26 protein-coding genes are annotated in these 24,158 nt (G+C 54.9%); 25 read left to right on the forward strand and 1 reads right to left on the reverse strand.

The window, feature by feature from the left end; all coding sequences use genetic code 11:
* Positions 1-99 precede the first annotated feature (99 nt).
* From JMF85_RS12385 to JMF85_RS12405, 5 genes are all read left to right on the forward strand, one after another.
* The gene (locus JMF85_RS12385; RefSeq protein ID WP_127607555.1) at positions 100-897 is read left to right on the forward strand and encodes an enoyl-CoA hydratase/isomerase family protein; all 798 of its coding nucleotides are present in this window, start codon (positions 100-102) and stop codon (positions 895-897) included.
* Positions 898-1,012: 115 nt separating this feature from the next.
* Positions 1,013-2,581 (forward strand): benzoate-CoA ligase family protein, encoded by a 1,569-nt coding sequence (locus tag JMF85_RS12390; RefSeq protein ID WP_201318305.1) that lies wholly within the window; start codon positions 1,013-1,015, stop codon positions 2,579-2,581.
* Positions 2,582-2,704: 123 nt separating this feature from the next.
* Complete coding sequence (locus JMF85_RS12395; RefSeq protein WP_054799011.1) at positions 2,705-3,577, forward strand: PaaX family transcriptional regulator; 873 nt, start codon at positions 2,705-2,707, stop codon at positions 3,575-3,577.
* Positions 3,578-3,672: 95 nt separating this feature from the next.
* Complete coding sequence (locus JMF85_RS12400) at positions 3,673-5,439, forward strand: adenine deaminase C-terminal domain-containing protein (protein ID WP_155613835.1); 1,767 nt, start codon at positions 3,673-3,675, stop codon at positions 5,437-5,439.
* A 29-nt stretch (positions 5,440-5,468) separates the two neighbouring features.
* Positions 5,469-6,449: an MBL fold metallo-hydrolase gene (locus JMF85_RS12405; RefSeq protein WP_141334461.1), complete on the forward strand. Its 981-nt coding sequence runs from the start codon at positions 5,469-5,471 to the stop codon at positions 6,447-6,449.
* Here JMF85_RS12405 and JMF85_RS12410 read toward each other — a convergent pair.
* Positions 6,422-6,871, reverse strand: a complete 450-nt coding sequence (locus JMF85_RS12410) for a hotdog fold thioesterase (protein WP_201318372.1) — start codon at positions 6,869-6,871, stop codon at positions 6,422-6,424. The two genes, JMF85_RS12405 and JMF85_RS12410, sit on opposite strands and share 28 nt — an antisense overlap.
* A gap of 262 nt (positions 6,872-7,133) precedes the next feature.
* On the opposite strand from JMF85_RS12410, the gene JMF85_RS12415 reads away from it, so the two are divergent.
* The 20 genes from JMF85_RS12415 (at position 7,134) to JMF85_RS12510 (ending at position 24,089) form a co-directional block, all read left to right on the forward strand.
* Positions 7,134-8,069, forward strand: coding sequence for a Phenylacetic acid catabolic protein (locus JMF85_RS12415; RefSeq protein ID WP_201318306.1), 936 nt, complete (start codon positions 7,134-7,136; stop codon positions 8,067-8,069).
* Position 8,070: 1 nt separating this feature from the next.
* Complete coding sequence (locus JMF85_RS12420; protein ID WP_127607543.1) at positions 8,071-8,397, forward strand: metal-sulfur cluster assembly factor; 327 nt, start codon at positions 8,071-8,073, stop codon at positions 8,395-8,397.
* Positions 8,394-8,630, forward strand: coding sequence for a hypothetical protein (locus JMF85_RS12425; protein ID WP_054795666.1), 237 nt, complete (start codon positions 8,394-8,396; stop codon positions 8,628-8,630). Before JMF85_RS12420 ends, JMF85_RS12425 begins: the two co-directional genes overlap by 4 nt.
* Positions 8,627-9,262: a Phenylacetic acid catabolic protein gene (locus JMF85_RS12430; RefSeq protein ID WP_141334458.1), complete on the forward strand. Its 636-nt coding sequence runs from the start codon at positions 8,627-8,629 to the stop codon at positions 9,260-9,262. The genes JMF85_RS12425 and JMF85_RS12430 overlap by 4 nt, the downstream gene beginning before the upstream one ends.
* Entirely contained in the window at positions 9,255-9,431 is a 177-nt protein-coding gene (locus JMF85_RS12435) for a PaaD-like zinc ribbon domain-containing protein (protein WP_164751797.1), read from the forward strand. The genes JMF85_RS12430 and JMF85_RS12435 overlap by 8 nt, the downstream gene beginning before the upstream one ends.
* Before the next feature lie 12 nt (positions 9,432-9,443).
* Positions 9,444-10,307, forward strand: a complete 864-nt coding sequence (locus tag JMF85_RS12440) for a 3-hydroxyacyl-CoA dehydrogenase NAD-binding domain-containing protein (RefSeq protein WP_054795668.1) — start codon at positions 9,444-9,446, stop codon at positions 10,305-10,307.
* A complete protein-coding gene (locus JMF85_RS12445) occupies positions 10,291-11,040 on the forward strand; it encodes a 3-hydroxyacyl-CoA dehydrogenase family protein (protein ID WP_127607539.1) in 750 nt (249 codons plus the stop codon). The genes JMF85_RS12440 and JMF85_RS12445 overlap by 17 nt, the downstream gene beginning before the upstream one ends.
* Positions 11,037-12,236, forward strand: coding sequence for a thiolase family protein (locus JMF85_RS12450; RefSeq protein ID WP_054799013.1), 1,200 nt, complete (start codon positions 11,037-11,039; stop codon positions 12,234-12,236). Before JMF85_RS12445 ends, JMF85_RS12450 begins: the two co-directional genes overlap by 4 nt.
* A 13-nt stretch (positions 12,237-12,249) precedes the next feature.
* Positions 12,250-13,725 carry an aldehyde dehydrogenase family protein gene (locus JMF85_RS12455; protein ID WP_127607537.1) on the forward strand — a complete coding sequence of 492 codons (1,476 nt, stop codon included), beginning with the start codon at positions 12,250-12,252 and terminating at the stop codon, positions 13,723-13,725.
* 26 nt (positions 13,726-13,751) lie between these two features.
* Positions 13,752-14,531 (forward strand): enoyl-CoA hydratase/isomerase family protein, encoded by a 780-nt coding sequence (locus JMF85_RS12460; protein WP_054795669.1) that lies wholly within the window; start codon positions 13,752-13,754, stop codon positions 14,529-14,531.
* A 115-nt stretch (positions 14,532-14,646) separates the two neighbouring features.
* Positions 14,647-15,096, forward strand: a complete 450-nt coding sequence (locus tag JMF85_RS12465) for an acyl-CoA thioesterase (protein WP_054795670.1) — start codon at positions 14,647-14,649, stop codon at positions 15,094-15,096.
* A gap of 48 nt (positions 15,097-15,144) precedes the next feature.
* A complete protein-coding gene (locus tag JMF85_RS12470) occupies positions 15,145-16,116 on the forward strand; it encodes an MBL fold metallo-hydrolase (protein WP_201318307.1) in 972 nt (323 codons plus the stop codon).
* Positions 16,106-16,915, forward strand: a complete 810-nt coding sequence (locus tag JMF85_RS12475) for an enoyl-CoA hydratase-related protein (RefSeq protein ID WP_201318308.1) — start codon at positions 16,106-16,108, stop codon at positions 16,913-16,915. The genes JMF85_RS12470 and JMF85_RS12475 overlap by 11 nt, the downstream gene beginning before the upstream one ends.
* Positions 16,916-16,932: 17 nt before the next feature.
* Positions 16,933-17,913: a beta-ketoacyl-ACP synthase III gene (locus JMF85_RS12480; RefSeq protein ID WP_054795673.1), complete on the forward strand. Its 981-nt coding sequence runs from the start codon at positions 16,933-16,935 to the stop codon at positions 17,911-17,913.
* Positions 17,914-18,374: 461 nt separating this feature from the next.
* On the forward strand, positions 18,375-19,604 hold the full coding sequence (locus JMF85_RS12485) for an ABC transporter substrate-binding protein (protein ID WP_201318309.1): 1,230 nt from the start codon (positions 18,375-18,377) through the stop codon (positions 19,602-19,604).
* Between the two features lie 13 nt (positions 19,605-19,617).
* The gene (locus JMF85_RS12490) at positions 19,618-20,502 is read left to right on the forward strand and encodes a branched-chain amino acid ABC transporter permease (protein ID WP_054795676.1); all 885 of its coding nucleotides are present in this window, start codon (positions 19,618-19,620) and stop codon (positions 20,500-20,502) included.
* Between the two features lie 3 nt (positions 20,503-20,505).
* Entirely contained in the window at positions 20,506-21,369 is an 864-nt protein-coding gene (locus tag JMF85_RS12495; RefSeq protein ID WP_127607529.1) for a branched-chain amino acid ABC transporter permease, read from the forward strand.
* 19 nt (positions 21,370-21,388) lie between these two features.
* Positions 21,389-22,150 (forward strand): ABC transporter ATP-binding protein, encoded by a 762-nt coding sequence (locus JMF85_RS12500; protein WP_127607527.1) that lies wholly within the window; start codon positions 21,389-21,391, stop codon positions 22,148-22,150.
* Between the two features lie 5 nt (positions 22,151-22,155).
* A complete protein-coding gene (locus tag JMF85_RS12505; RefSeq protein ID WP_461752136.1) occupies positions 22,156-22,869 on the forward strand; it encodes an ABC transporter ATP-binding protein in 714 nt (237 codons plus the stop codon).
* Positions 22,866-24,089: a benzoate/H(+) symporter BenE family transporter gene (locus JMF85_RS12510; RefSeq protein WP_141334452.1), complete on the forward strand. Its 1,224-nt coding sequence runs from the start codon at positions 22,866-22,868 to the stop codon at positions 24,087-24,089. Before JMF85_RS12505 ends, JMF85_RS12510 begins: the two co-directional genes overlap by 4 nt.
* Positions 24,090-24,158: the final 69 nt, after the last annotated feature.

Below are 24,158 nucleotides of genomic sequence, written 5' to 3' on the forward strand. Positions count from 1 at the left end.
GGTTGATTTTCAGTTGTTGAATGTAAACGGTTAATTGTGTATATTATGTATTGTAGACGGTTGAAATAAAAACATAATATTAAGAGGAGGCTATACCCTATGGCAACTGAAACGAAACAAGAAAGCTTGCTGACGCTAAAGAAGGAAGACGGCATCGCCGAAATTCATCTTCATATCAACAAAACGAACTCCTACAGCCTTGAGTTTTACAAAGCGCTTAACGCGGCTATCGACGATATCCGTTTCGATCCGAGCATCAAGGTTGCCGTCTTGATGAGCGACGTGCCGAATTTTTTCTCTGCGGGTGCGGACATTAACTTCCTGAAGGCGGCGGACCCGAAATTCAAAACGCAATTCTGTTTGTTCTGCAACGAAACATTGGATAAAATCGCGCGCTCGCCGCAAGTGTTCATCGCTTGTCTGGAAGGGCATACCGTTGGCGGCGGATTGGAGATGGCTCTCGGCTGCGACCTCCGGTTTATGGGCGACAAATCGGGTAAAATCGGATTGCCTGAAGTTACGCTGGGCGTTCTTGCCGGCACGGGCGGCACCCAACGTTTGGCCCGTCTGATCGGTCCTTCCCGCGCGCTTGATTTGAATATATCCGCCGATCTGCTGACGCCGCAGGAGGCGCTTGAGATCGGCTTGGTTAACAAAGTGTTCCCTCAGGAGCAAGCAAGGGAGCTGACGCTGGAATACGCCCGGAAGCTGGCGAACAGCGCCTCCTATGCCGTATCCAATATTAAGCTGTCGATTCAGAACGGCATCGAAATGCCGCTGAACGTTGCCATTCGTTACGAGGGCGAGCTGCAAAACCTGCTGTTCCGTTCGGAAGACGCCAAAGAAGGCTTGAGCGCATTCCTTGAGAAGCGTCAACCGAACTGGAAGGGACAATAACAGAGCCTATCTTGCGAAAAGTATGGTGGAGAGCGTACTTGCGCGGCAATATTTTTAGATGACAGACTAAAAAAAGAATATTGCCGCTCAACTTCAGATTGAAGGTGAGGATGCAATGGATACGTTGAAAGGAATGGGTTTGCCTTATAATGCCGCTTCTCGTTTTATAGACCGAAATGTGGAAAACGGGCTAGGACATAAAGTCGCCATCTACTTCCAGGATATCTCCATCACCTACGACGAGCTGCAGCAGGCGGTTCACCGGTTCGGCAATGCGCTGCTCCGATTGGGCATTACGATGGAAGACCGTGTGCTGCTCTTATGCGACGATGCGCCGGAATTCGTGGAAAGCTTCTTCGGGGCCGTGAAGGTCGGCGCCGTTCCTATTCCGGTCAACACGGCGATGGCTCCGGCAGATTACGAGTATTTTCTGAATAACAGCAGAGCCAAGGTCATTGTGGCCCATCAAAGCTTATGGTATCGAATCCGCGACATCCGGGATCGGTTGCGTTATGTCAAGCATGTAATCGTCATTCATGAAAGCGCTAACCATGAAGCCGACGTGATGGATTACCGTCAATTGACGAACGGAGAATCGACGAACTTGGAAGGGGCGCATACGACGCACAGCGATTCCGCCTTCTGGTTGTACAGCTCCGGAAGCACAGGCAATCCGAAAGGGATCATTCATTTGCAGCATGATATGGAGTATGCCTTTAACGCTTACGCCCGAAATGTGCTCCAATTGAACGAAAGCGATATCACGTTCTCGGCTTCCAAACTATATTTTGCTTACGGGTTAGGCAACGGCATGTATTTCCCGTTCGGCGCAGGCGCTTCGACCGTTCTGCTTAAGGGACGTCCGAAGCCCGATGTTGTGCTCGAAACGATCGAGAAATACAGGCCGACCGTGTTTTTTGGCGTTCCTACCTTATACGGATCGATGATCGATCTGACAGAACGTTCGCAGCGCAAATACGATCTCTCCTCGGTGCGAATCTGCATATCGGCCGGAGAAGCGCTGCCTGCGCAGTTCATGAAGAAATGGAAGCAGCTGTACGGCCTTGATATTTTGGACGGCATCGGTTCTTCGGAAGTGCTGCATATCTTTTTGTCCAATGGTATCGGGGATATTCGGCCAGGCAGCACCGGCAAGATCGTTCCCGGATACGATGCGAAAGTCGTGAACGAACTCGGGATGCCCGCATCGGCTATGGAGGTCGGCGACCTGCTCGTGAAGGGGGACAGCATCGCCCACGGGTATTGGAACCTGCATGAGGAGAACAAACGTAAGTTTATCGGAGAATGGCTGCATACCGGCGATAAATATTATATGGATGAGGATGGCTATTTCTGGTACTGCGGACGGTCGGACGACATGATCAAGGTGAATGGCATCTGGGTCTCCCCCATTGAAATTGAAAACGCTTTAATCAAACATGAAACCGTTTTCGAGGTTGCCGTCGTAGGAGTGAAGCTGGAGGATGATCTTACGGTCTCGAAAGCTTATGTCGTACTGAAGGAGGGGATCGTTGCTCACGAAAGTTTGAAGTCCGAGCTGCAAGCTTTCGTCAAGAACGAGCTTGCCTCCTATAAATCCCCGAAGCTGATCGAGTTTGTGAATGAGCTTCCGAAGACACAGTCGGGTAAAATTCAGCGTTTTAAATTACGGACCGGATCTTAATCATTCTGAAGAGGGCCTTCGTCCATTTCTCGCCGGAAACGCCTTGAATTCGTAAACGAACTGGCATAATCTAGTATCAGTGATTGTAATTCGAAAAATGGTCGTATATAAGGAGAACCCAGCATGAAGCCCAGATCACTGATGTTTACGTTGTTCGGCGATTATGTTCAATATTACGGAGGGGAAATTTGGATTGGAAGCCTGATTAAGCTGATGGGTGAATTTGGCATTTCCGAGTCTTCCGTCCGCGGCGCGACGCTTCGCATGGTTCAGCAGGAGCTTTTTCAAGTTCGCAAAATGGGGCTGAACAGCTATTACCGGTTAACGGACAAGGGCAAGCGAAGAATCGAAGACGGGGTTAAGAAGGTGTATACGATAACGCCTCACAAGTGGGACGGCTATTGGCGCATTCTTACGTATTCCATGCCGGAGGAGAAGCGGGAGCTGAGAAATCAAGTCCGCAAGGAATTGGTCTGGACCGGGTTCGGCATGATATCCAACAGCACCTGGGTAAGCCCGAACCCGCTCGAGCGGCAGACGCTCGAAATGATCAAGACGTATCAATTGGAAGCCTACACGATGCTGTTTAGCGCAAGCACCGTCATGTCTCACAGCGACAGCGAAGTGGTGAAGCGCGGCTGGGATTTTGAAGCGATTGCGAACGAGTATGTTCCTTTCATCCAGAAATACCGGGAGAAATTCGCCGAGCTTCAGGCCCGGATATGGGACAATTCCTTGACGGACCGGGATTGCTTTATTGAGCGGACGGAGCTTGTTCATGAATACCGGAAGTTCCTTTTCCTGGATCCGCTCTTTCCTTCCGAGCTGCTGCCGGGCGATTGGACGGGAAATACGGCACGGGAATTGTTTCGAAGCGTTCACCAAATCGTATCGGTCGGGGCGGTTCGATATTTTGAATCCGTCATCGAGCAGGCCCCGGGGCATGAAGTTGTCGGCGACCGCGAACACGCGATTAATCCTTTTGTGGAAATGTAAGGCTCCGGATAGCCGAACAAGGCTGTTCGGATATGGGCAAAGTCCCCCTCTCGCTTGGATAGGGGGACTTTGCCATATAGGAGGAGGTTGTCACGTTGAAATGGAGAGCCAATCGTTATGAACTCATCGAAGTGTCGAAAGGCCAGCGGCCGGCCGATCTCTTTATCCAGGGCGGCACAGTCGTCAATGTGTATTCGGGCGAGCTGCTGCCGCAGAACGTTGCCGTGTATAAGGACCGGATCGCCTATGTCGGGGAGAGCTGCGCGATGGTCGGCGAGAACACGCGCGTGATCGATGCCGCAGGCCAATTCGTTTGCCCGGGTTTTATCGAAGTGCATGCCCATCCATGGGTCATCTATAATCCGGTCAGTCTGGCCGCTCAAAGCGTCTCGACCGGAACGACGACGATAGTGAACGACAATCTCTTTTTCTATTTGCATATGGGTGCACAGGGCTTTAAACGGATGGTGGAAGATTTGCGCGAATTGCCGGGCAACCAGCTCTGGCTTGCGCGTCTGGTTTCGCAGGCGGAATTCATCGGGGAGCGGGACTGGTTTAACCACGCTGACCTGCGGATGCTGCTGGATATGGAGGAGGTCGTCGGGACCGCGGAAGTCACGAGATGGCCTCTGCTGTATGAGGGCGACCCCTTTCTGATTGAAACGATTGAATACGCGAAGAAGCGTGGGAAATTGTCGGATGGACATACGGCAGGCTGCTCCTATGAGAAGTTGAATGCGATTGCAGCTTCCGGCATCAGTGCCTGCCACGAGGCGATCACCGCGCAGGAAACGCTGGACCGGTTAAGACTCGGGTTATGGACCAACCTGAGAAACAGCTCGCTTCGTCCCGATTTGGAAGAGCTGATTAAGGCGATTACGGAGGGGAAGGTCGACACGCACCGGCTGCTGATGACGACGGACGGCCCGCATCCCGCATTTATCCTGGAAGAAGGCTTCGTCAACGGCCTGGTGCGCAAAGCGGTCCGGCTCGGACTGCCGCCTGTCCAAGCGATACAATTGGTAACGGTCAATGCAGCTACCTTCCTGCGGCTGGATGAAGAAATCGGGGGCATTGCGCCTTCGCGGCGAGCGGACATTATCATTTTGCCGGATTTGGAGCAATTCGAGCCGAGCCTCGTCATTTCCGGCGGCGAGACGGTGTTCGAGGGAGGAAGTTTGCAGAAGGAGCTGCCGCACATCGACTGGAGCCGGTATAGGATCGGCCGATGCCTGGAGGTGGAGAAGTCCGTTCTGGCGAATCCGGATATATACAGCTTCCCTCATCCGAACCCGGATGTGCCTGTTCCCGTCATCGGCTTCCGGAGCACCGTCATTACGAAGGGGATGGAGACGACGCTTCCGTCCAAGGACGGGTATGCCGACATTGCCGGCAAAGACGGGCTGCTGCATGTGGCGTTGATCGATCGTTTCGGCAAGTGGAGAACGAACGGACTGATCGAAGGATTTGCCGACAAGCTGGAGGGGATGGCTTCCACGTACAACACCCCGACGGATTTGCTCGCGATCGGCAAAAACCCGGAAGCCATGGCTCGCGCCGCGGCAAGCGTTCATGAGATGGGCGGCGGCATCGCCATTGTACAGGACGGCAAGCTCGCGCTTGAGATTCCGCTGCCGGTCGGCGGCATGATGACGGATCATACGTCCTTTGCTCAAGCCGTCAACTACCAGAATGAATTGCTGGCCGCTTTGAAGAGGCTAGGCTATCCGTTTCATGACATTTTATACACGCTCTTGTTTTTGACCTGTGATTTTTTACCCGGTCTGCGTATTGTTCCTTTGGGGGTTTACGATGTGAAAAGCCATTCTGTACTTCGGCCGCCCGTTCCGCTCCAAGGTTAAGGACGAATGAATAAGAGGGAGAGAACCTGATGGAGATCCGTGAGATTCGGGAGGGATTATTCCGCCTTCCTATACCGGTGCCGTTCCCGATGAAGTTTGTGTACTGCTATTTGTTTCGAGACCGCAGGGGGTGGAGCATTGTCGATGCGGGGATGCAGCATGAGGAGGCCGTTCGAGCCTGGAAATCGGTATTCGACCGGCTGCGGATCGACCCGAAAGCGGTGCACAGCCTGTACGTGACGCATTTTCACCCGGATCATCTCGGTTTAGCGGGGCTGCTTCAAGATTGGACGGGAGCTCCCGTCTACATGAGCCCCCAGGAAATGACCATGGCGAAGCAGGTATGGTCACCCGGGAGCACCCAAGCCGAGGAGGTCAGGCAGATGTGCCTTTCGCACGGCATGCCGGATGAGCTGGCGGAGCAGGTTAAGGCGCAAATGAAAGTATTGTCCGGCGGGGTGCGGCTCCCCGTCATTACGCCGCTCGCGCAGCAAACGGTGCGGCTGGCCGACATGGACTGGGACATCCTCATTACCCCCGGGCATAGCGACGGGCATGTATGCTTGTACCAGCCCGAACATAAGCTGCTGTTTGCCGGCGACCACGTTTTGCACAAAATTACTCCGAATATCAGCCGATGGCCGAACGCCTCGCCCAATCCGCTGAAGCTGTACATCGAATCGTTAAACCGGCTGAAATCGCTGGACATTCAGCTGGCTTTAACGTCTCATGCGGACGTCATTCCAGATACGCGGCAGCGGATCGATGAAATATTGGCGCATCATGAAGGCCGTCTTGAACGTGTGCTTCAGCTCGCTTCCGGCGGCCGAACCGCATACGAAACGGCCCTGGTTTTGTTCGGGCACAGGGAATTAAACGCGCACCAATGGCGGTTTGCGCTCGCGGAAACGTTGGCGCATTTGGTGTATCTGGAGGATGCGGGACGCTTGTCCAGCGAGATCCGGGAGGGCAGGCATTATTACTACGGAAATGCGGGCCAGCTTTCCTGATCGGCTTCGCGAATAGGGACGACGGCAACCGTACACCGCGATACGCAAATCAGGTTCTCCTGCTCGTCGGTAATCCGGACATCCCATACCATCGAGGTGCGTCCTTTGTGCAAAGGAACCGCTGTGGCAGTTACCGTGCCGTCTTTTTTGCTGCGGATGTGGTTGGCGTTGATTTCCATTCCGAAGGCGGCGTGCGTACGCGAGTCGATATTGAGCAAGGCAGCGACCGAGGCGGCCGTTTCGGCCAGCGCGACCGAGGCTCCGCCGTGCAAAAATCCGAACAGCTGCCTTGTTTTTGCACTGACGGGCATACGCATGACGACCCGATCCGTGCTTAGTTCGGCGTAACGCATGTCCAGAGCTCCCAATAAAGTATGCTGCAGATGAGCGTTCAGCCGATTCGCCAATTCCGTTCGGGTCATTTCGTATTTTTGCAATAATTCGTCCGATACGACAAAATCGTGTGGGGATGCCATGTACGTGATGGACTCCTTCCGGGTTTTGAATGAACCTATATTATAGCATGATCTTGGCGCTTCCCCAAAGATCCCCGTTTCTGACGAACGGGGATCTTTTATTACATTTTTATCACGAACGTAAAATAAACGTATTGACTACAAACTGGATCGTTGATATATTATGTATATGAAACGAAAGTGAAATAAACGTAATGGGGTGAATGTTATGGATCGTTCCGCTTTACTCAAAGAAAAAGTGAATGCCGGTTTTTTTGTTGAACGTATGGAGGATATGGATGAGGCGTATTTGCAAGCCTTAAAACAAACACTGCTTATTGTCGGCGATACGGAGCTGTTAAGCGTACCGCCCTTGTTGACCGTGTATGATCAAGCTCCTACGCTGAACCACAAAATTACGGCGCTGGCGATCATGCAGGATGAAATCGGACACGCGCATATCGCGTACCGCCTGTTGAAAGATCTTGGGGAAAATGTCGATTCCATCGTGTACGACCGGCCGGCCAACAAGTGGAAAAATCCGTACGCCTTCGATTTCGAGCTGGAAAATTGGGTGGAGCTCGGCATGTTCAACGCTTTGTTTGACCGCGCAGGCTATACGCTCCTCGGCGACGCTTTCGAGCATACCTCGTACGGACCGTGGAAGCGGGCGCTTGTGAAAGTGGATAAAGAGGAATTGTTCCATCTGCGCAATGGCGAAATCATTCTGAAGGCGGCCATGGACCATCCGGAGACGGCGGACCAGGTTCGCAGAGCGATGGATTGGATGTTCCTGATGGCGCTGGAGTTCTTCGGCGTTTCCGACGAATTGAAGAGCCGCTCCGCGCAGCTTGACTATAAGCTCAAAGGCAAGACGAACGACGGGCTTCGCCAAAAATGGTTGTCGACGGCCGTTCCGTTCCTGGAGTCAATCGGATTGAAGCCGCCGGCGCATTACGACGAAGCGCAGCAGAAATACGTGCTGGACGTACCGTTCCCGTGCAAATTCGATGCTGACCAGAAGAAATGGCTGTACGATCAGCCGGATACCTGGGATAACGTGATTCAGCGCTTTAAGAACAGAGGCCCGCGCAATCAGGAATTTGTAAACCGCATTCAACGGGGGGCCCACGAACTGGAAGCGCTTCGCCAAGAGGTGGTCTGAGATGAGCGAGATTAGCCTGATCGAGAAACGCTGCTGGAATGCTCTATATGAAGTGATGGATCCGGAATTCCCGGTCAGTGTCGTCGATATGGGATTAATCTACGGGATTTCGGTTCAAGACGGCGAAGCGGAAGTGACGATGACCTATACCGCCGCCTCCTGTGCTTGTATGGAATGGATTGAGGGCGATATTCAAAAACGTTTGTTGAAGGAACCCGGAGTTGAACAAGTGCGCATGAATGTCGTTTGGAGCCCTCCTTGGACCGTAGATCGCCTTTCGGCGGCTGCTCGCGAGAAATTAAAAACGTGGGGGGTTAGCGCGCGATGAACAGCAGCAGCAAGCAGAAGAAGGAATACAACGTGTTTACCAGGATTAAACGCGGCGACGACTTGGTCATGGTCGGCACCGTTGCGGCCGAGACGGACCAGCTTGCGAAGGTATACGCGACCTTCGTGTATGACGAGGAAGATTGGGTGGAAATGTGCGTCGTTCCGAGAGAGGAAATGACTTGGATCCGACAGCCTGAAGGGCTTTTCGAAAAATGGGGTGACGGGCGATGACGAAAGGCAGAGACTCTTTTATTCACATCGTGGAGACGATCGCGGACAATAAGTTTGTACTGGGCGACCGATTGGTGGAAATCGGGGTCGGCGGGCCGAATTTGGAAGCAAGCCTGTCATCGATTGCGATGGCGCAAGGTGAACTCGGTCATGCGAGGTTGTTATATAATTGGGCCTTCGATCTGAAAGGCTTAACCGGAAAGAAGCAGGACGTTCGCGACCAGACGGGTAAAGCGTTCCGTTTCGCCGGGAACACGACCGATTGGATCGGATTAATTGCATCCGCTTACACGATCAACGTGAGCTTTAATTTGGTCCTTCAGGCGATGTTTGAAGCCGGTCACCCGGATATCGTCATGCGCATTCATAAGCTGCTGAGAGAGCAGGGCGATCATGTCGCCTACTGTAGAGGCTGGGCGGTTCAGCTGGCGAACGATACAGGGGCGGTACCGCGCAAGTTTCGTGAAGCGCTGCAGGAAAGAGTGGCCGAAGCGCGCGCATGGCTGGTCAAGCTGGAGGCGGATCAAGAGCTTTATGCAAGCGGTTACATGAAAGCGGGCACGGCGTTGACCGCCCGGTTCGATCAAATGATCGAGGCGGACGTGGCGCATAGGACGGCGGCCCATGGTTGACCGGGAAGAGAGATGCGCCGAACCGTTCTGCTGCTTCTGCGAATCCAAGGACGTCACGCTGATCGCGCCGTTCGGCACGGCCCAGCTCGTCCGCCAATATTATTGCAACGCATGTAAAAGCGTCTTTGAATTCGTTCGTTGGCAAGAGGAGCACCCGGACGAATCATAAGGAGTGAGGGACATGGTTATACGATCGGTTGGGGTCATCGGTTCCGGCACGATGGGGGCCGGTATCGCGCAGACGACGGCTCAGCACGGTTATCAGGTCGTTCTTTTCGATCGAAGCGAAGAAATCGTCAACAAGTCCAAGGCAGCCATAGACAGGCAAATCGACCGATTGGCGGAGAAGGGCAAATTGTCGGCCGAAGCGGCCGCAGATGTGAAGGGCGCCATCCGGACAACGGTGCGGCTCTCGGATATGCAGGAATGCCAGCTCGTGATCGAAGCGGTGCCCGAATCGATGGACATCAAGCGGGATGTGTTCCGGAAGCTCGACGAAAGCTGTCCCGGGGAAACGATATTGGCGTCGAATACGTCCTCGTTCTCGATCACGGCGATCGCAGCCGAAACGAGTCTTCCGGCTCGGGTGGCCGGCTTGCATTTCTTCAATCCGGCCCCGCTCATGCCGCTGGTCGAGGTGGTGAAGGGCATTCGAACGAGCGAGGAAACGATACGGGCGCTGCTTGAGTTCGCCGCGTCGATCGGGAAGTCTGCGGTATCTTGCGCGGACACGCCCGGCTTCATCGTCAATCGGGTGGCGCGCCCCTTCTACAACGAAGCGCTTCGCATTCTCGGGGACCGCATTGCCACGGCGGAGCAAATTGACCGCATTATGAAGCGGAGCGGGCAGTTCCGGATGGGGCCTTTTGAACTGCAGGACTTAATTGGGATCGATATCAACTTCTCCACGACCGTGTCGGTGTATGAAGCCTTTTACGGGGATCCGCGCTTCCGTCCCCATTACTATCAGCAGCGCATGGCGCAATCGGGCCGGCTGGGGAGAAAAACCGGAGAGGGGTATTATTCGTATGAGGGAACTCCCTAACGTTCTTATTCTGGGGAATAACTCCCTGGCAGCGGCATTACGCAAGCTTTGCTCCGATTCGGGACGCGTGCAGCTGTCGGACGGCAGCCGCCTTGAACGGGAGATGGACGTCATCGTGGAGACGACGAATGCCGATTTGGCGCAAAAGAGAGCAAATCTCGCATCGGCGGAAACCTATGCCGCAGGCGGGGATACGCTGATTCTTTCCACCGTGCTCGGGATCAGCGCGACCGAAAGCGCATCTTGGCTTCAAGATTCCACGCGGTTAGTCGGCTTCTCGGCGTTCGCTACGATCGAGAAGTCGGAGCTGGTTGAAATCGCTCCCGCCTTGCAGACGGAGGAATCGAAATTACGCCAGGCCGCCCGTTTTTTTGAAGCCTTGGGGAAACAAACCGAGACGGTGCAGGATGAGGTCGGCCTGGTTTATGCGCGGATCTTGTCCCTGATCATCAATGAAGCGGCCTTCGGGCTGATGGAAGGCATCGCATCGCCGCAGGACATCGACACGGCGATGCGACAAGGAACGAACTATCCGATGGGGCCGTTGGAATGGGCGGATACGGTCGGCGTGGATGATATTGTCGCCGTCCTGAACGGCCTTCACCGCGAAATCGGCGAAGACCGCTATCGTCCCGCGCCGCTGCTGCGGAAGCTTCTGTACGCGAACCGGCTCGGCCTTCAAAGCGGCCGCGGATTTTACACTTACCCGGAAGAGAGGAAGTTTCCATCATGAGGGAAGCTGTCATTGTGGATGCCGTTCGAACGCCGATCGGCAAATACAACGGAACGTTGAAGGATACGCGGCCGGACGATCTGGCGGCTCACGTGATTCGCGAGCTGCTGAACCGCAGCCGGGTGGAGCCGGAACGGATTGAAGACGTGTTCTTCGGCTGCGCGAATCAGGCGGGTGAAGATAACCGGAACGTGGCCCGCATGGCGGTGCTGCTGGCCGGTCTCCCCTTATCGATACCCGGGGTTACCGTGAACAGACTGTGCGGATCGGGGCTGGAGGCCGTCAATCAGGCGGCGAACGCGATCAAAGCCGATATCGGGGACGTGTTTATTGCCGGCGGCACGGAGAGTATGACCCGAGCGCCTTATGTCATGCTCAAGCCGGAGCATTCCGGGGCCCGAGGCAACCAGACGCTCTATGATACGATGCTGGGCTGGCGGATTGTAAATCCGGTCATGGAAGAGAAATACCCGCCGATCACGCTCGGAGAGACGGCGGAGAATGTCGCAAGCAAATACGGGATCAGCCGCGAGGAACAGGACGCATTCGCCTTGACCAGCCAGCAGCGCGCCCAGCAGGCAATCCGCGAAGGAAAGTTCAAGGATGAGATCGTTCCGTTCCCGATCAAGCGCAAGGGCGACACGGTTCTGTTCGATACCGACGAGCATCCGCGGGCGGATGCGACGCTGGAGAAGCTGGCGGAATTAAAGCCCGCGTTCCGCAAGAACGGCACCGTAACGGCCGGCAATTCCTCCGGCATCAACGACGGAGCGAGCGCGCTTCTCGTGATGGAGAGACAGACGGCGGAACGGCTGGGCTTGCGGCCGATAGCCCGGATCGTGACTTCGGCGACGGCAGGCGTCCATCCCGATTACATGGGGGTGGGACCTATACCCGCCGTCCGCAAAGCGCTGCAGAAGGCGGGACTCACCGCGAACCAGATCGATCTGGTCGAATTGAACGAAGCTTTCGCCTCGCAGTCTTTAGCTTGCGTGAAGGAGCTCGGGCTTGATGCGGAGCGGGTCAATGTGAACGGCGGGGCTATCGCGCTCGGGCATCCTCTGGGATGCAGCGGCGCCCGGATCATGACGACGCTGGTGCACGAAATGAAACGGCGGGATTGCCGGTATGCCTTGGCTTCCATGTGTATCGGCGTCGGCCAGGGAATCGCCACAATTGTGGAAAAATGGGACTGAGGGGGTAGGTTCGATGAAGCAGCATTATCCTTTATTCATCAACGGTGAATTTGTGGAAAGCAGCAGCGGGGAAGTCATTGAAACGTTCAACCCTGCCACCGGCGAGGTGATCGGCACGGTCGCCAAAGCGAACCGGGAAGACGTGGATAAGGCGGTTGCCGCCGCGAGAGCGGCGTTCGAGCAAGGCAAATGGCCGAAAATGAATGCGGCTCGCCGAGCCAAGATCATGATTAAAATCGCGAGCATCATGACCGAGCGCCTGCCGGAATTAATTAAAGCGGAAGTGCTGAACAGCGGTAAAACGGTCAGCGCCGCCAAGGGGCAGATCGGTCAAGCGATAGAGGACTTCGAGTTTTACGCGGCTGCAGCCATGACGCAAAGCGGAGACGTCAATCAAGTGCCGAACGGATTTTTTAACTATACCGTGAAGGAACCGGTCGGCGTATGCGGACAAATCATTCCCTGGAACTATCCTTTGATGATGGCCGCCTGGAAAATTGCGCCTGCGCTGGCTACCGGTTGTACGGTCGTTCTGAAACCGGCCAGCCCTACCCCGATTACCGCTTACATGCTTGCGGAGATTTGCCAGGAGGCCGGCGTTCCTGCGGGTGTGGTCAACGTTATTACAGGCAGCGGTTCGGAAATCGGACCCTATATGACGGAGCACCCGGGCATCGACAAGATTGCGTTTACCGGCGAAACGGAAACGGGTAAAGACATTATGGCGCGCGCTTCGAAAACGATAAAACGGATCACGCTGGAGCTCGGCGGGAAATCGCCGAACATCGTGTTCGACGATTGCGATATCGACGGTGCGGTAGACGGCTCCTTATACGGAATCTTCTATAATACAGGCCAATCCTGTGAAGCGCGGTCCCGCTTGTTTGTACACGCGAACATTTATGACCGGTTCATGGAGAAGTTCATCGAGAAGGCGAAGCGCCTGCGCGTCGGCGATCCGTTCGCCGAAGGCGTGCATATGGGAGCGGTCATCTCGGCTAGCCATGAGCGGGTCATTGACGGGTATGTAAAACTTGCGGTCGAAGAAGGGGCGGAAGTGCTGCTCGGCGGCAAACGTCCGGAAGGGCCGGAATTCGAGAAGGGCCACTGGTACATGCCGACCGTCATCGGCAACGTCCGCAACGATATGCGCGTCGCGCAGGAGGAAATTTTCGGACCGGTCGTCGTCGTCATGAAGTTTCACGATGAGCAGGACGTCATCCGTCAGGCCAACGATACGATCTTCGGCCTCGGTTCGGCGATATGGACGAAGGACCACGGCAAAGCCCATCGCGTGGCAAGCGCGATCAAGGCGGGTATCGTGATGGTCAACTCACCGATTTCGGCATTTCCCGGCACTCCGTTCGGGGGCTATAAGCAGTCCGGCTTCGGGCGCGAGCTGGCTCTTGAAACGCTCAACTTGTATACCGAAACGAAAAGCGTCGTTTCTTACGTCGGGCCGAAGCCGCTTAATTTATTCGGACTCTAATCCATATAAGAAAAGAGGAACTGATCATGGGACAAAATTTAACGTTGACGAAAGAAAGCGGAATTGCCGAAATTCACCTTCATATCAACAAAACGAACTCTTACAGTCTGGACTTCTACAGAGAATTAAATGCCGCGATCGACGATATCCGCTTCGATCCTTCCATTAAAGTCGCGGTCCTGCTGAGCGATACGCCGAATTTCTTCTCGGCCGGCGCGGACATCAACTTCCTGAAAGCGGCCGATCCGAAGTTCAAAACGCAATTTTGCTTGTTCTGCAACGAAACGCTCGATAAAATCGCGCGCTCGCCGCAAGTGTTCATCGCCTGCCTCGAAGGGCATACGGTTGGCGGAGGTCTGGAGATGGCGCTCGGCTGCGACCTGCGCTTCATGGGCGACAAAGCCGGCAAGATCGGTTTGCCGGAAGTGACGCTCGGCGTGCTTGCCGGAACGGGCGGCACTCAGCGCCTTGCCCGCCTGATCGGGCCGTCGCGCGCGCTTGATCTGAACGTTTCGGCCGACCTGTTGACGCCGGAGGAAGCCCTTCATATCGGACTTGTCAATAAAGTGTTCCCGCAAGAACAGACGAGAGAGAAGACGCTGGAGTATGCGCGTAAAATTGCAAACAGCGCCACGTACGCCGTTTCGAACATCAAGCTGTCGATCCAGAACGGGATCGAAATGCCGCTCAACGTTGCCATCCGTTACGAGGGCGAGCTGCAAAACCTCTTGTTCCGTTCCGCCGATGCGAAGGAAGGCTTGGCGGCCTTCCTGGAGAAGCGCCAGCCGAACTGGCAAGGCCAATAACAGGAACCGCCGGTACGATCTGAATAAGCGCCGGAATGCGGTATGGATTATGAATGTTCATAATCCATATCGTTTTTTTGAAACGTTGGGTAACCGGCAATAAGGAGACGTGCGAATGAGACGCAACCGGTTTCAAATCAGGGTCAATTTCGGGGATACGGACAAGGCGGGGATCGTTTATTATCCGAACTATTTCAAATGGTTCGATATCGCCGGCCATCAATTTTTCCGGAGCATCGGTCTCCCGCCTGCCGAGCTTGGCGAGAAGCACGGCATCATTCTCCCATTGCTCGATGTGCGCTGCACCTTCGAGAAACCGCTGTATTATGACGATATCATCACCATTGCCACCGAGGTAACGGAGGTCAACCGCAGAACGGTGAAGCTGAATCATGAGGTATTCCGGGGAGAAGCGAGAACGGGGCACGGCTACGAATTGCGGGGCTGGGTCAAGCAGGAGGGGGATCGCATCTTTGCCGTGCCGATTCCGGACGAAGCCCGCGCGCTGCTGGAAGAGGATACGGCCGCCGAGACGGTTCAAATTAATCCATGGTTGAACGCTTGAGAGGCTATCGGGACGTTCAAAGCACAAACGTAGGGAAGTGAATATCTGATGAACGGTGAAGTTACGGCTTCCCGCCGTGTCATTCCGGTCGTTGCGCCGACGCCTTACGACGTGGGCGACGTCAATATGTTTCTGGTGTCCGATGAGCGTACGCTTACGTTAATCGACGCCGGGGACGACTCCGAGGCTTGCTGGGATGCGCTCCATGGCGCTCTGGAGAGAGCCGGGTTCGCTTTGCGCGATTTGTCGCAAATTTTAATTACGCACAGCCATCCGGACCATACCGGGTTGGTCAATCGGATTACGGCGCTCACGGATGTCCCCGTTTATGCACATCCGGAGGCGGTTCCGCGATTAACGAGAGAACCCGATTTTTTGTCCATGCGCGCAAGCTTCTACAAGCGGTTATACCGGGAAATGGGCTGCGGGGAAGCGGGAGAACGACATGCCGCACGCCTTCAACGCGCGATCAGGGACAACGATCCAAGTAAAATAAAGGCCCCCATCCGGACGCTCCGGGAATCGGACCGGATCGGAGCTTACCGGGTCATCGAGGTTCCCGGCCATTCGCCGGATCATCTTGCCTTCTGGGATGAGCGGGAAAAGAGGCTGTTTGCCGGCGATCATCTAATCAGGCATATTTCCAGCAACGCCTTTGTCGAACCGGACCGGGAAGGGAATCGGATACCGACGCTGGTTGCTTACGCCCGGTCCTTGACGAAGTGCCTGGAGCTGAAGGCGGACATCGTCTATACCGGTCATGGCGAGCCGGTGGACCGGCCTCATGAGCTTATCGGCAAGCGGTTGGCGCGCATTGAGGAAAAGGCGGAGAAATTGAAAGCTTACATTCGCAGCGGAAGCACGACGGCCTTTCAATTGGCGCAAGTTTTATATCCGCATAAATATGATTCTGAATTCTCGGCGGTCATGTCGGAGATTATCGGTTTGTTGGATTATGCGGAGTCCAAAGCGTCAATCGGGAAGGCTATGCGCAGCGGCGTCTGGCACTATGAAGCGTAGGGAGGGAACGAAGGTGGGAGATCAGCCTGTCCTATTGGAAAGACGGGGTCATGTCGGCTGCATCCGATTGAACCGTCCGGAGGAACTGAACACGTTTAATTATGAAACGCTCGTTTGTTTGGATAATATTTTGGACGAAATTGCCAACGATCCGAAAGCGATCCGCGTCGTCATTGTGGAAGCCGAGGGGCGCGCTTTCTCCGCGGGCGCCGATCTGAAGGAACGGAAATCGTTAAATGAACAGCAGGTTCGCCGCAACGTCTGGAAAATCCGCGATGTATTCAGCGCCTTGGAACGGCTGCCGCAGCCTTCGATTGCCGCAATAAGCGGCTATGCCTTCGGCGGCGGGTTCGAGCTGGCGCTGGCATGCGACTTCCGCTATGCGATCCGCGGAGCATTGATGGGGCTTACGGAGGTCAGTCTGGGGATTATTCCGGGCGCGGGCGGCACGCAGCGGCTACCCCGGTTAATCGGCCCTTCCAAAGCGAAGGAGCTGATTCTTACCGCCCGCAAAATAACGGCCGACGAGGCGCACGCCATCGGGTTCGTGAACGCGGTGGCCGACGATCAGGCACACCTGGCCGAGCTGTGCGGGAAGCTGGCGGGCGAAATATTGAACAATGCTCCGCTTGCGGTCTATCAAGCCAAGCGCGCGATCGATGTGGGAGCGGGAGGCGATCTGCAGACGGGGCTGGATTTTGAATCCAAAGCCTATGAGGTCATCATTCCGACCAAGGATCGGGTGGAGGCTCTGGCTGCCTTTCAAGAGAAAAGAAAGCCTGTGTTTACAGGCGAATAGCAAAGCGGGGTGTGCGCATGTACAAGGCGATTGTCAGCGGGACCGGCTCTTATGTCCCTGAGCATATAGTAACCAATCACGATCTGGAGAAGCTGGTGGATACCTCGGACCAATGGATCCTCGAAAGAACGGGTATAGCCGAACGCAGAATCGTTACGGATGATCAGGCCACTTCCGATTTGGCCTATTTTGCCGCACTGGAAGCGATTCAAAGCGCGGGAATTACCGCCGCCGATATCGATATGATTATCGTGGCCACCGAAACGCCGGACCATCCGTTTCCGCCCGTAGCCTGTCAGCTGCAGCAGCGGCTCGGCTGCCGGCAAGTCACCGCATTTGACGTCCATTTAGCGTGCACGGGCTTTATCGCGTCGCTGCACGTCGCCGAGAAGTTTGTCAAAGCCGGTCCGCACCGGCACGTACTCGTCGTTGGCGCGGATACGTTATCGCGGATTACGGACTATACGGACCGCTCGACCTGCATCATTTTTGCCGATGGAGCGGGCGCCTTCGTATTATCGCGTGAAGAAGGCGGCGGCACGCTCGGACTGCTGCATACGGCGGTTCATGCCAACGGCGAATATTTCGACGCTGCGATCGTTCCCGGAGGCGGCAGCAGGTACCCGGGGGCCGGCGATGAAAGCAACAAAAATAAAATTCACATGAACGGCAACCGCATCTTCAGACTGGCGGTCAACCTGATGAGCCAGAGCATCATGGAAACGCTGGAGCATTGCCGGTATACGCTGGAGCAGGTCGATTGGGTGATTCCGCATCAGGCGAATCAAAGAATCATTGATGCCGTAGGAAGAACGCTCGAAGTCCCGGAGCATAAAATGATCAGCACAATCCGGTATTTCGGCAACAATTCGGCCGCAACCATCCCTTTGGCCATGGACCGGTCGGTGAAGGCAAACAAAATCAAGCGAGGAGATGTCGTGGCTTTAGCGGCATTCGGCGGAGGCTTAGGCTGGGGCTCCGCATTATTGCACTATTAGCGGCAGCCGGCACGCGGCGATCGGACTTCGGACAAGACCGGAGGCAGATTGCCTTGCTGTGCGCCTGTTTGCGTAGATGCGGCACCCGCCGTGAAAAAGATTTAAACTTGGGCATTGACGGTGTGACGGGGATCATATTATATTATGTATATAACACGAAAGTTATAAAAACATAATGATATATGGAGGTGTCCCCCGCCCGGTTTTTGAAACCGCTTCCGATCCGGCAACCGATAAAGGAGGGCTTCAAGTGATCTTGGATCACTTCATTGCCATCGCTCCGTATTTTCAAAGCATGATCCTGGAAGACTGCCGTGTTTGCCACATCCTGATATGATATGTTTATTTTACGAAAGTTCATAAAACGCTTGTGATCATGTCGTGTTTCATCATGGGTACACAGGTGTGACGTATACTTCTTAGTGAAAGCGGTACCAAATACTCTTGAGGGGGCAAACAAAATGAGTTTTGGGAAAAAAGGGGTTCGTCTGGCGGCAATCGCAAGTTTGTTCATTTCCGTGTTGAGCGCCTGTGGCTCGGCAGATACGAAACCGGCGAGCGCGCCAAGCGCAAATCAGGAGAAGACGGCGACAGCGAAACCGATCAAAATCGGCTTTCTTGTGCCGAAAACGGGAAAAGGGAAAGATTACGGAGAAAAAGAGGAAATCGCCACTAAAATCGCAGTCGATGAAATCAACGCCGCAGGCGGCATTAACGGCAGCAAGCTTGAATTGGTGACTGAGGATACGGCCGGCGACAACAAGCAGGCGGTGCTGTTGACGCGGAAGCTTGAAAAGGAAAACGTCGTTGCGATTTCCGGCCCCCACTTCAGCGGTGAAGCCGAGGTGACGTTTCCGATCGCCAACGAGCTGAAGATTCCGATCATCTCTTACGCTTCCGCCAAGCCGGGTATTTCCGCAGCCAACCGTCCATGGGCGTTCCGGAACTCCATGACGGACGACAAGCTGCTGAATACGGCGCTTCCGGTATTCGCCAAGCATTACAACGTCAAGAAATTTGCCGTTATTTATGACGAGAAGGACGCCGTCTCCAAATCGGCGGGTGTGGATGTGCTGCCTGTCGCGATAGAGAAGAACGGCTTTGAATGGGTCAACAAGAGCAATCCTTTGGCTATTAAGACAGGAGATACCGATTATAGCGCGATCGTCACCAAGGTCAAAGGCATGAAGCCGGAGGCTATCGCCGTCAGCGTCTTGTATCAAGAAGGGGCCGGGTTGGTGAAAGAGCTGAGAAGGCAGGGCGTGAACGTTCCGATCATCGGTACGGTTGGCATCTATGCGTCGGCTTTCCCGAAATTAGCCGGCGAGGCGGCTAAAGATATCGTGGTAGGCACTTACTGGTATCCGGAAATCGACCGGGCGCAAGCCCAGGAGTTTCTGAAAAAGTTCGAGCCGGAAGCGGTAAAGCTGACACCGGATGCTTCAAAGCCGGATCCGTATGCGGTGAATGCGTACGACAATATCCAAATTATTGCCAAACAGCTTAAAGACGCCGGCTTGAATGGAGACAGCGATGTGAAGAAGCTGCGCGAAACGGTGAGATCCGGCTGGGAAAAGCTGAAGGACTATGAAGGCACGCAAGGCAAAATGACGATCGATGCGGAAGGCGACGGCGTCAAGGAAGTGCATACGGTTACGATAAAAGACGGGAACTACGCTCCGTTAAAGTAAGGGAGGCGCCACCATGGAGTTGATCCAGCAGTTGATTAACGGCCTGCTGCAGGGAAGCTTGTACTCGCTACTGGCGATCGGGTTCACCCTGATATTCGGGGTACTCAGCATGATGAATTTGGCTCACAGCGAAGTTTTCATGACATCGGGCATTATGGTCTATATCCTGATCGATAAAGTTCACCTCCCGCTGTACGCCGCCGTTCCGATCGTTCTGGCTGGCTCCATTGCGCTCGGCATGGTGATCGAGCTCGTCAGTTTCCGGCCGATTCGGCGGGATTATCATTACGCACCGCTGGCAAGCACAATTGCGCTTGGCATCGTCATTTCCGAGCTGGTCGTCAATTTGTCCGGTTCCGACGCCAAGTCCGTTCCTTCTGTCATCCACCTGTCGAATTTGCAAATCGGCGAAGTGCTGATCAGCAGTCCGCAAATGATCCTGCTGCTCGTATCGCTCGTCTCCATGCTGGGCCTAAGCTATATTATGAAAAGCACCAAACTGGGGCGTTCGATGAGAGCGCTCTCGGAAAGCGAAACGGCGGCGAAGCTGCTGGGCGTCCATGTACGCTTCGTCGTCGTTTCGACCTTCGTCTTGGCCTCACTGCTGGCGGCAGTCGCCGGCATGCTGTACGCGATCCGTTTCGAAACGGTGTCCCCGTTTATGGGAACGATGGTCGGACTGAAGGGCTTGGCGGTCATGATCATCGGCGGCTTAGGGAACATCAGGGGCGCGATGATCGGCGGTATTTTGATGGGACTGCTTGAGGTCATGGCTATCGCGCTTCCGCTCGGTCTGACCGAGTACGCCGATGCCGTCGTTTGGGGGATGCTCATTCTTATCTTATTGTTCCGCCCAACCGGATTAATGGGTTCAAGCGTGCAGACGGAAAGGGTGTAGCCGATGGAGCAATCGATTTTTATATTTGCAGGAATCAACATTATCCTCGCGTTAAGCTTGTACGTGACGATGGCGACCGGGCAGCTTTCCTTGGGGCATGGAGCATTTATGGCACTAGGCGCCTATGTCTCTTCCATCCTGACGGTCCATTTCTCCATTCCGCTTGTTCTATCGTTTCTGGCAGGGGCTGCGGCTGCGGCACTCGTCGGGTTTGCGATCGGCTTTCCGGCGCTGCGGATTAAAGGCATTTACCTGGCCGTGGGAACGCTCGGATTTAATGAAATGATCGAGGTCGTGCTGCGCAATGTGGACTATATCGGAGGCGCCTCCGGGCTGAGCGGGATGTCGGGAACGACACTTGCGAATGTGGCCGTCGGCACGGTCGTCGTGCTTGCCGCCGTCTTATATATGAACCGCACGCGGTTAGGCTGGGCGTTCAAGGCCGTGGAGCAGGATGAAGTCGCTGCCCAATCGATGGGATTGAACGTCACGTTTTTCAAAATATGCGCGTTTACGATCAGTGCGGGCATTGCCGGTATCGCCGGCGCCTATTACGCCCACTACATGTTTTTCATCGATCCGCAAAGCTTCGGTTTTCATACGTCGCTGCTCATCTTGTTCTACGTGCTGATCGGCGGGTACCAGACCCCTTGGGGAGCGGTGACGGGCGCGTTCCTTCTCACGCTGATTCCTGAAATTTTCCGGGGGCTCGAGGAATGGAGGCTGGTTGTGTACGGGATCATCATCGTCGTCATGATGGCGGTACGGCCTCAGGGTCTCATTTCGGAGAAGACGGTGAAAACGATCCGCAGCCGGTTCGCGCGCAAACAGCGGCAGTCGCCTTCATCCATATCCTCACTTCGCTAAAGGAGGGATTTACCCGTCCATGCTGAACATTCAAAATTTGTCTAAACGCTTCGGTGGAATGGATGTCATATCCGGCCTGAATCTGCACGTGAAGGCCGGGCGGATTCACAGCATTATCGGCCCGAACGGTGCGGGGAAGACGACGCTGTTCAACCTGATCACCGGCTTATACAAACCGGATTCCGGCGACATTCGCTTCGAACAAACGTTGTTGAATCCGTTAAAGCCGCATCGGATCGCCAAGCTCGGGATCAGCCGGAACTTTCAAAACATCCGGCTGTTCTCGCATATGACGGTAGAGGAAAACTTGCGGATGGGTCAAGGCACACAAATCTCCTTCGGCCTGTCCAGCCTGATTCCTTACCTGCATGGGAACAAGCGTCAGAGCCTTGAGGGCGAATTGGAAAGAGTGCTTGACTTGCTGTGCTTTGAGCGTAAGCGAGATTTGCCGGCGAGCCAGCTCTCGTACGGGGAGCAGAAACGTTTGGAAATCGGCAGGGCGGTTTGCTCCGGGGCCAAGTTAATTTTGCTGGATGAGCCGGCGGCCGGGCTTAATCCGGAAGAGAGCGCGCAATTGAACGAGTTCATCTTGACGATACGCGATCATGGAGTGACGGTTCTGCTTATCGAGCATGACATGTCCGTGGTGATGAAGATTTCCGACATCGTCACCGTCATTAATTTCGGCCAAAAAATCGCGGAGGGAACGCCGCAGGACATCAGGCATCATCCGGCTGTGCTTGAAGCTTATTTGGGAAGCGAGGAGGAGGAGGCCGTATGACCGCGATTCTTGAAGTGAAGGCAGCTTCTGCCGCATATGGGCAAATTCAAGCGCTTCGGGACGTAAATCTGGACGTATACGAAGGAGAGGTTGTCGCTCTCATCGGGTCGAACGGAGCGGGGAAGAGCACGCTGCTCAAGACGATTTCCGGAATCATCCGGCCTACGAACGGGGAAATCCGTTTCAACGGCGCGCCCATCCATCAAGAACAGACGCATGTGATCGTAAAGTCGGGGCTGGTCCATGTTCCGGAAGGCCGGGCGATTCTGAAAAGGATGACGATCGAAGACAATCTGCTCACCGGCGGCATGTATGCAAGCAAGCACGATACGCCGCATTTATTGGCACATGTCTATGACATTTTTCCTCTGCTGAGAGACCGCAGGCAGCATCCGGCAGGGACGCTTTCCGGAGGACAGCAGCAGATGCTTGCGATCGCGCGCGGATTGATGGCGCAACCCAAGTTGCTGATGCTCGATGAGCCTTCCCTGGGTCTCGCTCCCCTCGTGATTAAAGAAATTTTCGGGTTGATTCAGACGTTGAAAGCCAGCGGCATGACCATCCTGCTCGTGGAACAAAATGCCCGCCAGGCGCTGCGCATTGCCGACCGCGGGTACGTCATTGAAAACGGAGGCATCAAGCTGGCCGACCGGGCGAATGCCTTGCTGCATAACGACATGATCCTGCAAGCGTATCTCGGAGGCGCTCATAGCGCATGAAAGGCCGGTTCCGATTTACAAGCTTGAACCCGTTTTCCATGAATCATTGTACGAGCGGCTTTATCGCTTGGTTGTTTGGCGTCACCGGGCCGTTTCTGATCATTCTGCAATCGGCCGCACAGGGACAGCTCCAGCCGGAAGCGACTTCCTCCTGGGTGTTCGCCGTCTATGCGACCGGCGGGGCGCTGACGATCATGCTGTCCGTCTTGTACAAGCAGCCTATTGCGGTAGCTTTCTCCATCCCGGGCGCTGTCCTTGTAGGTACGTCGCTTTCCAACCATCCCTTCAACGTCGTCATCGGGGCTTATGTGCTGACGGGGCTGCTGATTCTCCTGCTTGGCATGGTCGGCCTGGTGGAGAAGCTGATGAAATCGATTCCGCTGCCGATCATGATGGGGATGGTTTCGGGTGTCTTACTCCCCTTCGGGTCCAATGTCGTGACCTCGCTGAAAGACGCTCCGTTGCTGAACGGCTTGACGCTGCTTACGTTTCTGGTTTTGTCCTATTTCACCCGGTGGGCCAAACGGATTCCTCCCATTCTGGGGGCCATCGCCGTTTCCGCCGTCTGGCTCATTTTTTTCGGGGGGAGTCCCGCAGGAGAGATCGTATTCCGGATAGCGAAGCCGCATGTGTATAGTCCCGCGTTCGATTGGAGCACCGTCGGCGAGCTTGTCATTCCGCTGGCGATGACCGTTATCGCCGTCCAGAACGCGCAAGGCATCGGGGTTCTCAGAGGAGACGGGTACGAGCCGCCGGTGAATGCGATGACCCGATGGAGCGGAATCGGTTCTTTGGCGAATGCGTTGATGGGCGCACATTCAGCCTGTATTGCCGGTCCGATGACGGCGATTCTGACCGATGAGAAGAACGGACCCAAGGAACACCGTTACCTGGGGTCGATCGTGATGGGGGCATTGTGGGTCTTATTCGGTTTATTGGCGCCGATGGCTGTGCTCTTGACGGATTCGATCCCCGCCTCCTTGATTAAGCTGCTCGGGGGATTGGCCATGATCGGAGTGCTCGTGAATTCCCTGCAAATGAGTTTCTCGGCCGGTCATAAGCTGGGCGCTCTGTTTGCCTTCATGATTACGTTATCGGATATCACGTTATTCAGGATCGGAGCGCCGTTCTGGGGATTGGCCGGCGGAATCGTGTTCTCGTTCATCCTGGAGAAGCAGGATTGGCGCAAAATCAACATCAAGGCCGTTGTAACGAAGTAACGGCGCTGAATAAACCCTTCACCCCAAACCGATAGCCCGGGGTGAGGGGTTCTTATTTTTGGAGCGGTT

It is taken from the genome of Paenibacillus sp. EPM92, assembly GCF_016586185.1.
Lineage (GTDB): Bacteria > Bacillota > Bacilli > Paenibacillales > NBRC-103111 > Paenibacillus_G > Paenibacillus_G validus.

Bases quoted from the DNA above. Each gene is read 5' to 3' on its own strand.
- JMF85_RS12480 (WP_054795673.1), top strand. From the start codon at position 16,933: ATGTACAAGGCGATTGTCAGCGGGACCGGCTCTTATGTCCCTGAGCAT.
- JMF85_RS12425 (WP_054795666.1), top strand. From the start codon at position 8,394: ATGAACAGCAGCAGCAAGCAGAAGAAGGAATACAACGTGTTTACCAGG.
- JMF85_RS12475 (WP_201318308.1), top strand. From the start codon at position 16,106: ATGAAGCGTAGGGAGGGAACGAAGGTGGGAGATCAGCCTGTCCTATTG.
- JMF85_RS12390 (WP_201318305.1), top strand. From the start codon at position 1,013: ATGGATACGTTGAAAGGAATGGGTTTGCCTTATAATGCCGCTTCTCGT.
- JMF85_RS12445 (WP_127607539.1), top strand. From the start codon at position 10,291: ATGAGGGAACTCCCTAACGTTCTTATTCTGGGGAATAACTCCCTGGCA.
- JMF85_RS12465 (WP_054795670.1), top strand. From the start codon at position 14,647: ATGAGACGCAACCGGTTTCAAATCAGGGTCAATTTCGGGGATACGGAC.
- JMF85_RS12405 (WP_141334461.1), top strand. From the start codon at position 5,469: ATGGAGATCCGTGAGATTCGGGAGGGATTATTCCGCCTTCCTATACCG.
- JMF85_RS12450 (WP_054799013.1), top strand. From the start codon at position 11,037: ATGAGGGAAGCTGTCATTGTGGATGCCGTTCGAACGCCGATCGGCAAA.
- JMF85_RS12430 (WP_141334458.1), top strand. From the start codon at position 8,627: ATGACGAAAGGCAGAGACTCTTTTATTCACATCGTGGAGACGATCGCG.
- JMF85_RS12485 (WP_201318309.1), top strand. From the start codon at position 18,375: ATGAGTTTTGGGAAAAAAGGGGTTCGTCTGGCGGCAATCGCAAGTTTG.
- JMF85_RS12500 (WP_127607527.1), top strand. From the start codon at position 21,389: ATGCTGAACATTCAAAATTTGTCTAAACGCTTCGGTGGAATGGATGTC.
- JMF85_RS12490 (WP_054795676.1), top strand. From the start codon at position 19,618: ATGGAGTTGATCCAGCAGTTGATTAACGGCCTGCTGCAGGGAAGCTTG.
- JMF85_RS12410 (WP_201318372.1), bottom strand. From the start codon at position 6,871: ATGACCCGAACGGAATTGGCGAATCGGCTGAACGCTCATCTGCAGCAT.
- JMF85_RS12415 (WP_201318306.1), top strand. From the start codon at position 7,134: ATGGATCGTTCCGCTTTACTCAAAGAAAAAGTGAATGCCGGTTTTTTT.
- JMF85_RS12420 (WP_127607543.1), top strand. From the start codon at position 8,071: ATGAGCGAGATTAGCCTGATCGAGAAACGCTGCTGGAATGCTCTATAT.
- JMF85_RS12385 (WP_127607555.1), top strand. From the start codon at position 100: ATGGCAACTGAAACGAAACAAGAAAGCTTGCTGACGCTAAAGAAGGAA.
- JMF85_RS12470 (WP_201318307.1), top strand. From the start codon at position 15,145: ATGAACGGTGAAGTTACGGCTTCCCGCCGTGTCATTCCGGTCGTTGCG.
- JMF85_RS12435 (WP_164751797.1), top strand. From the start codon at position 9,255: ATGGTTGACCGGGAAGAGAGATGCGCCGAACCGTTCTGCTGCTTCTGC.
- JMF85_RS12495 (WP_127607529.1), top strand. From the start codon at position 20,506: ATGGAGCAATCGATTTTTATATTTGCAGGAATCAACATTATCCTCGCG.
- JMF85_RS12460 (WP_054795669.1), top strand. From the start codon at position 13,752: ATGGGACAAAATTTAACGTTGACGAAAGAAAGCGGAATTGCCGAAATT.
- JMF85_RS12440 (WP_054795668.1), top strand. From the start codon at position 9,444: ATGGTTATACGATCGGTTGGGGTCATCGGTTCCGGCACGATGGGGGCC.
- JMF85_RS12455 (WP_127607537.1), top strand. From the start codon at position 12,250: ATGAAGCAGCATTATCCTTTATTCATCAACGGTGAATTTGTGGAAAGC.
- JMF85_RS12510 (WP_141334452.1), top strand. From the start codon at position 22,866: ATGAAAGGCCGGTTCCGATTTACAAGCTTGAACCCGTTTTCCATGAAT.
- JMF85_RS12395 (WP_054799011.1), top strand. From the start codon at position 2,705: ATGAAGCCCAGATCACTGATGTTTACGTTGTTCGGCGATTATGTTCAA.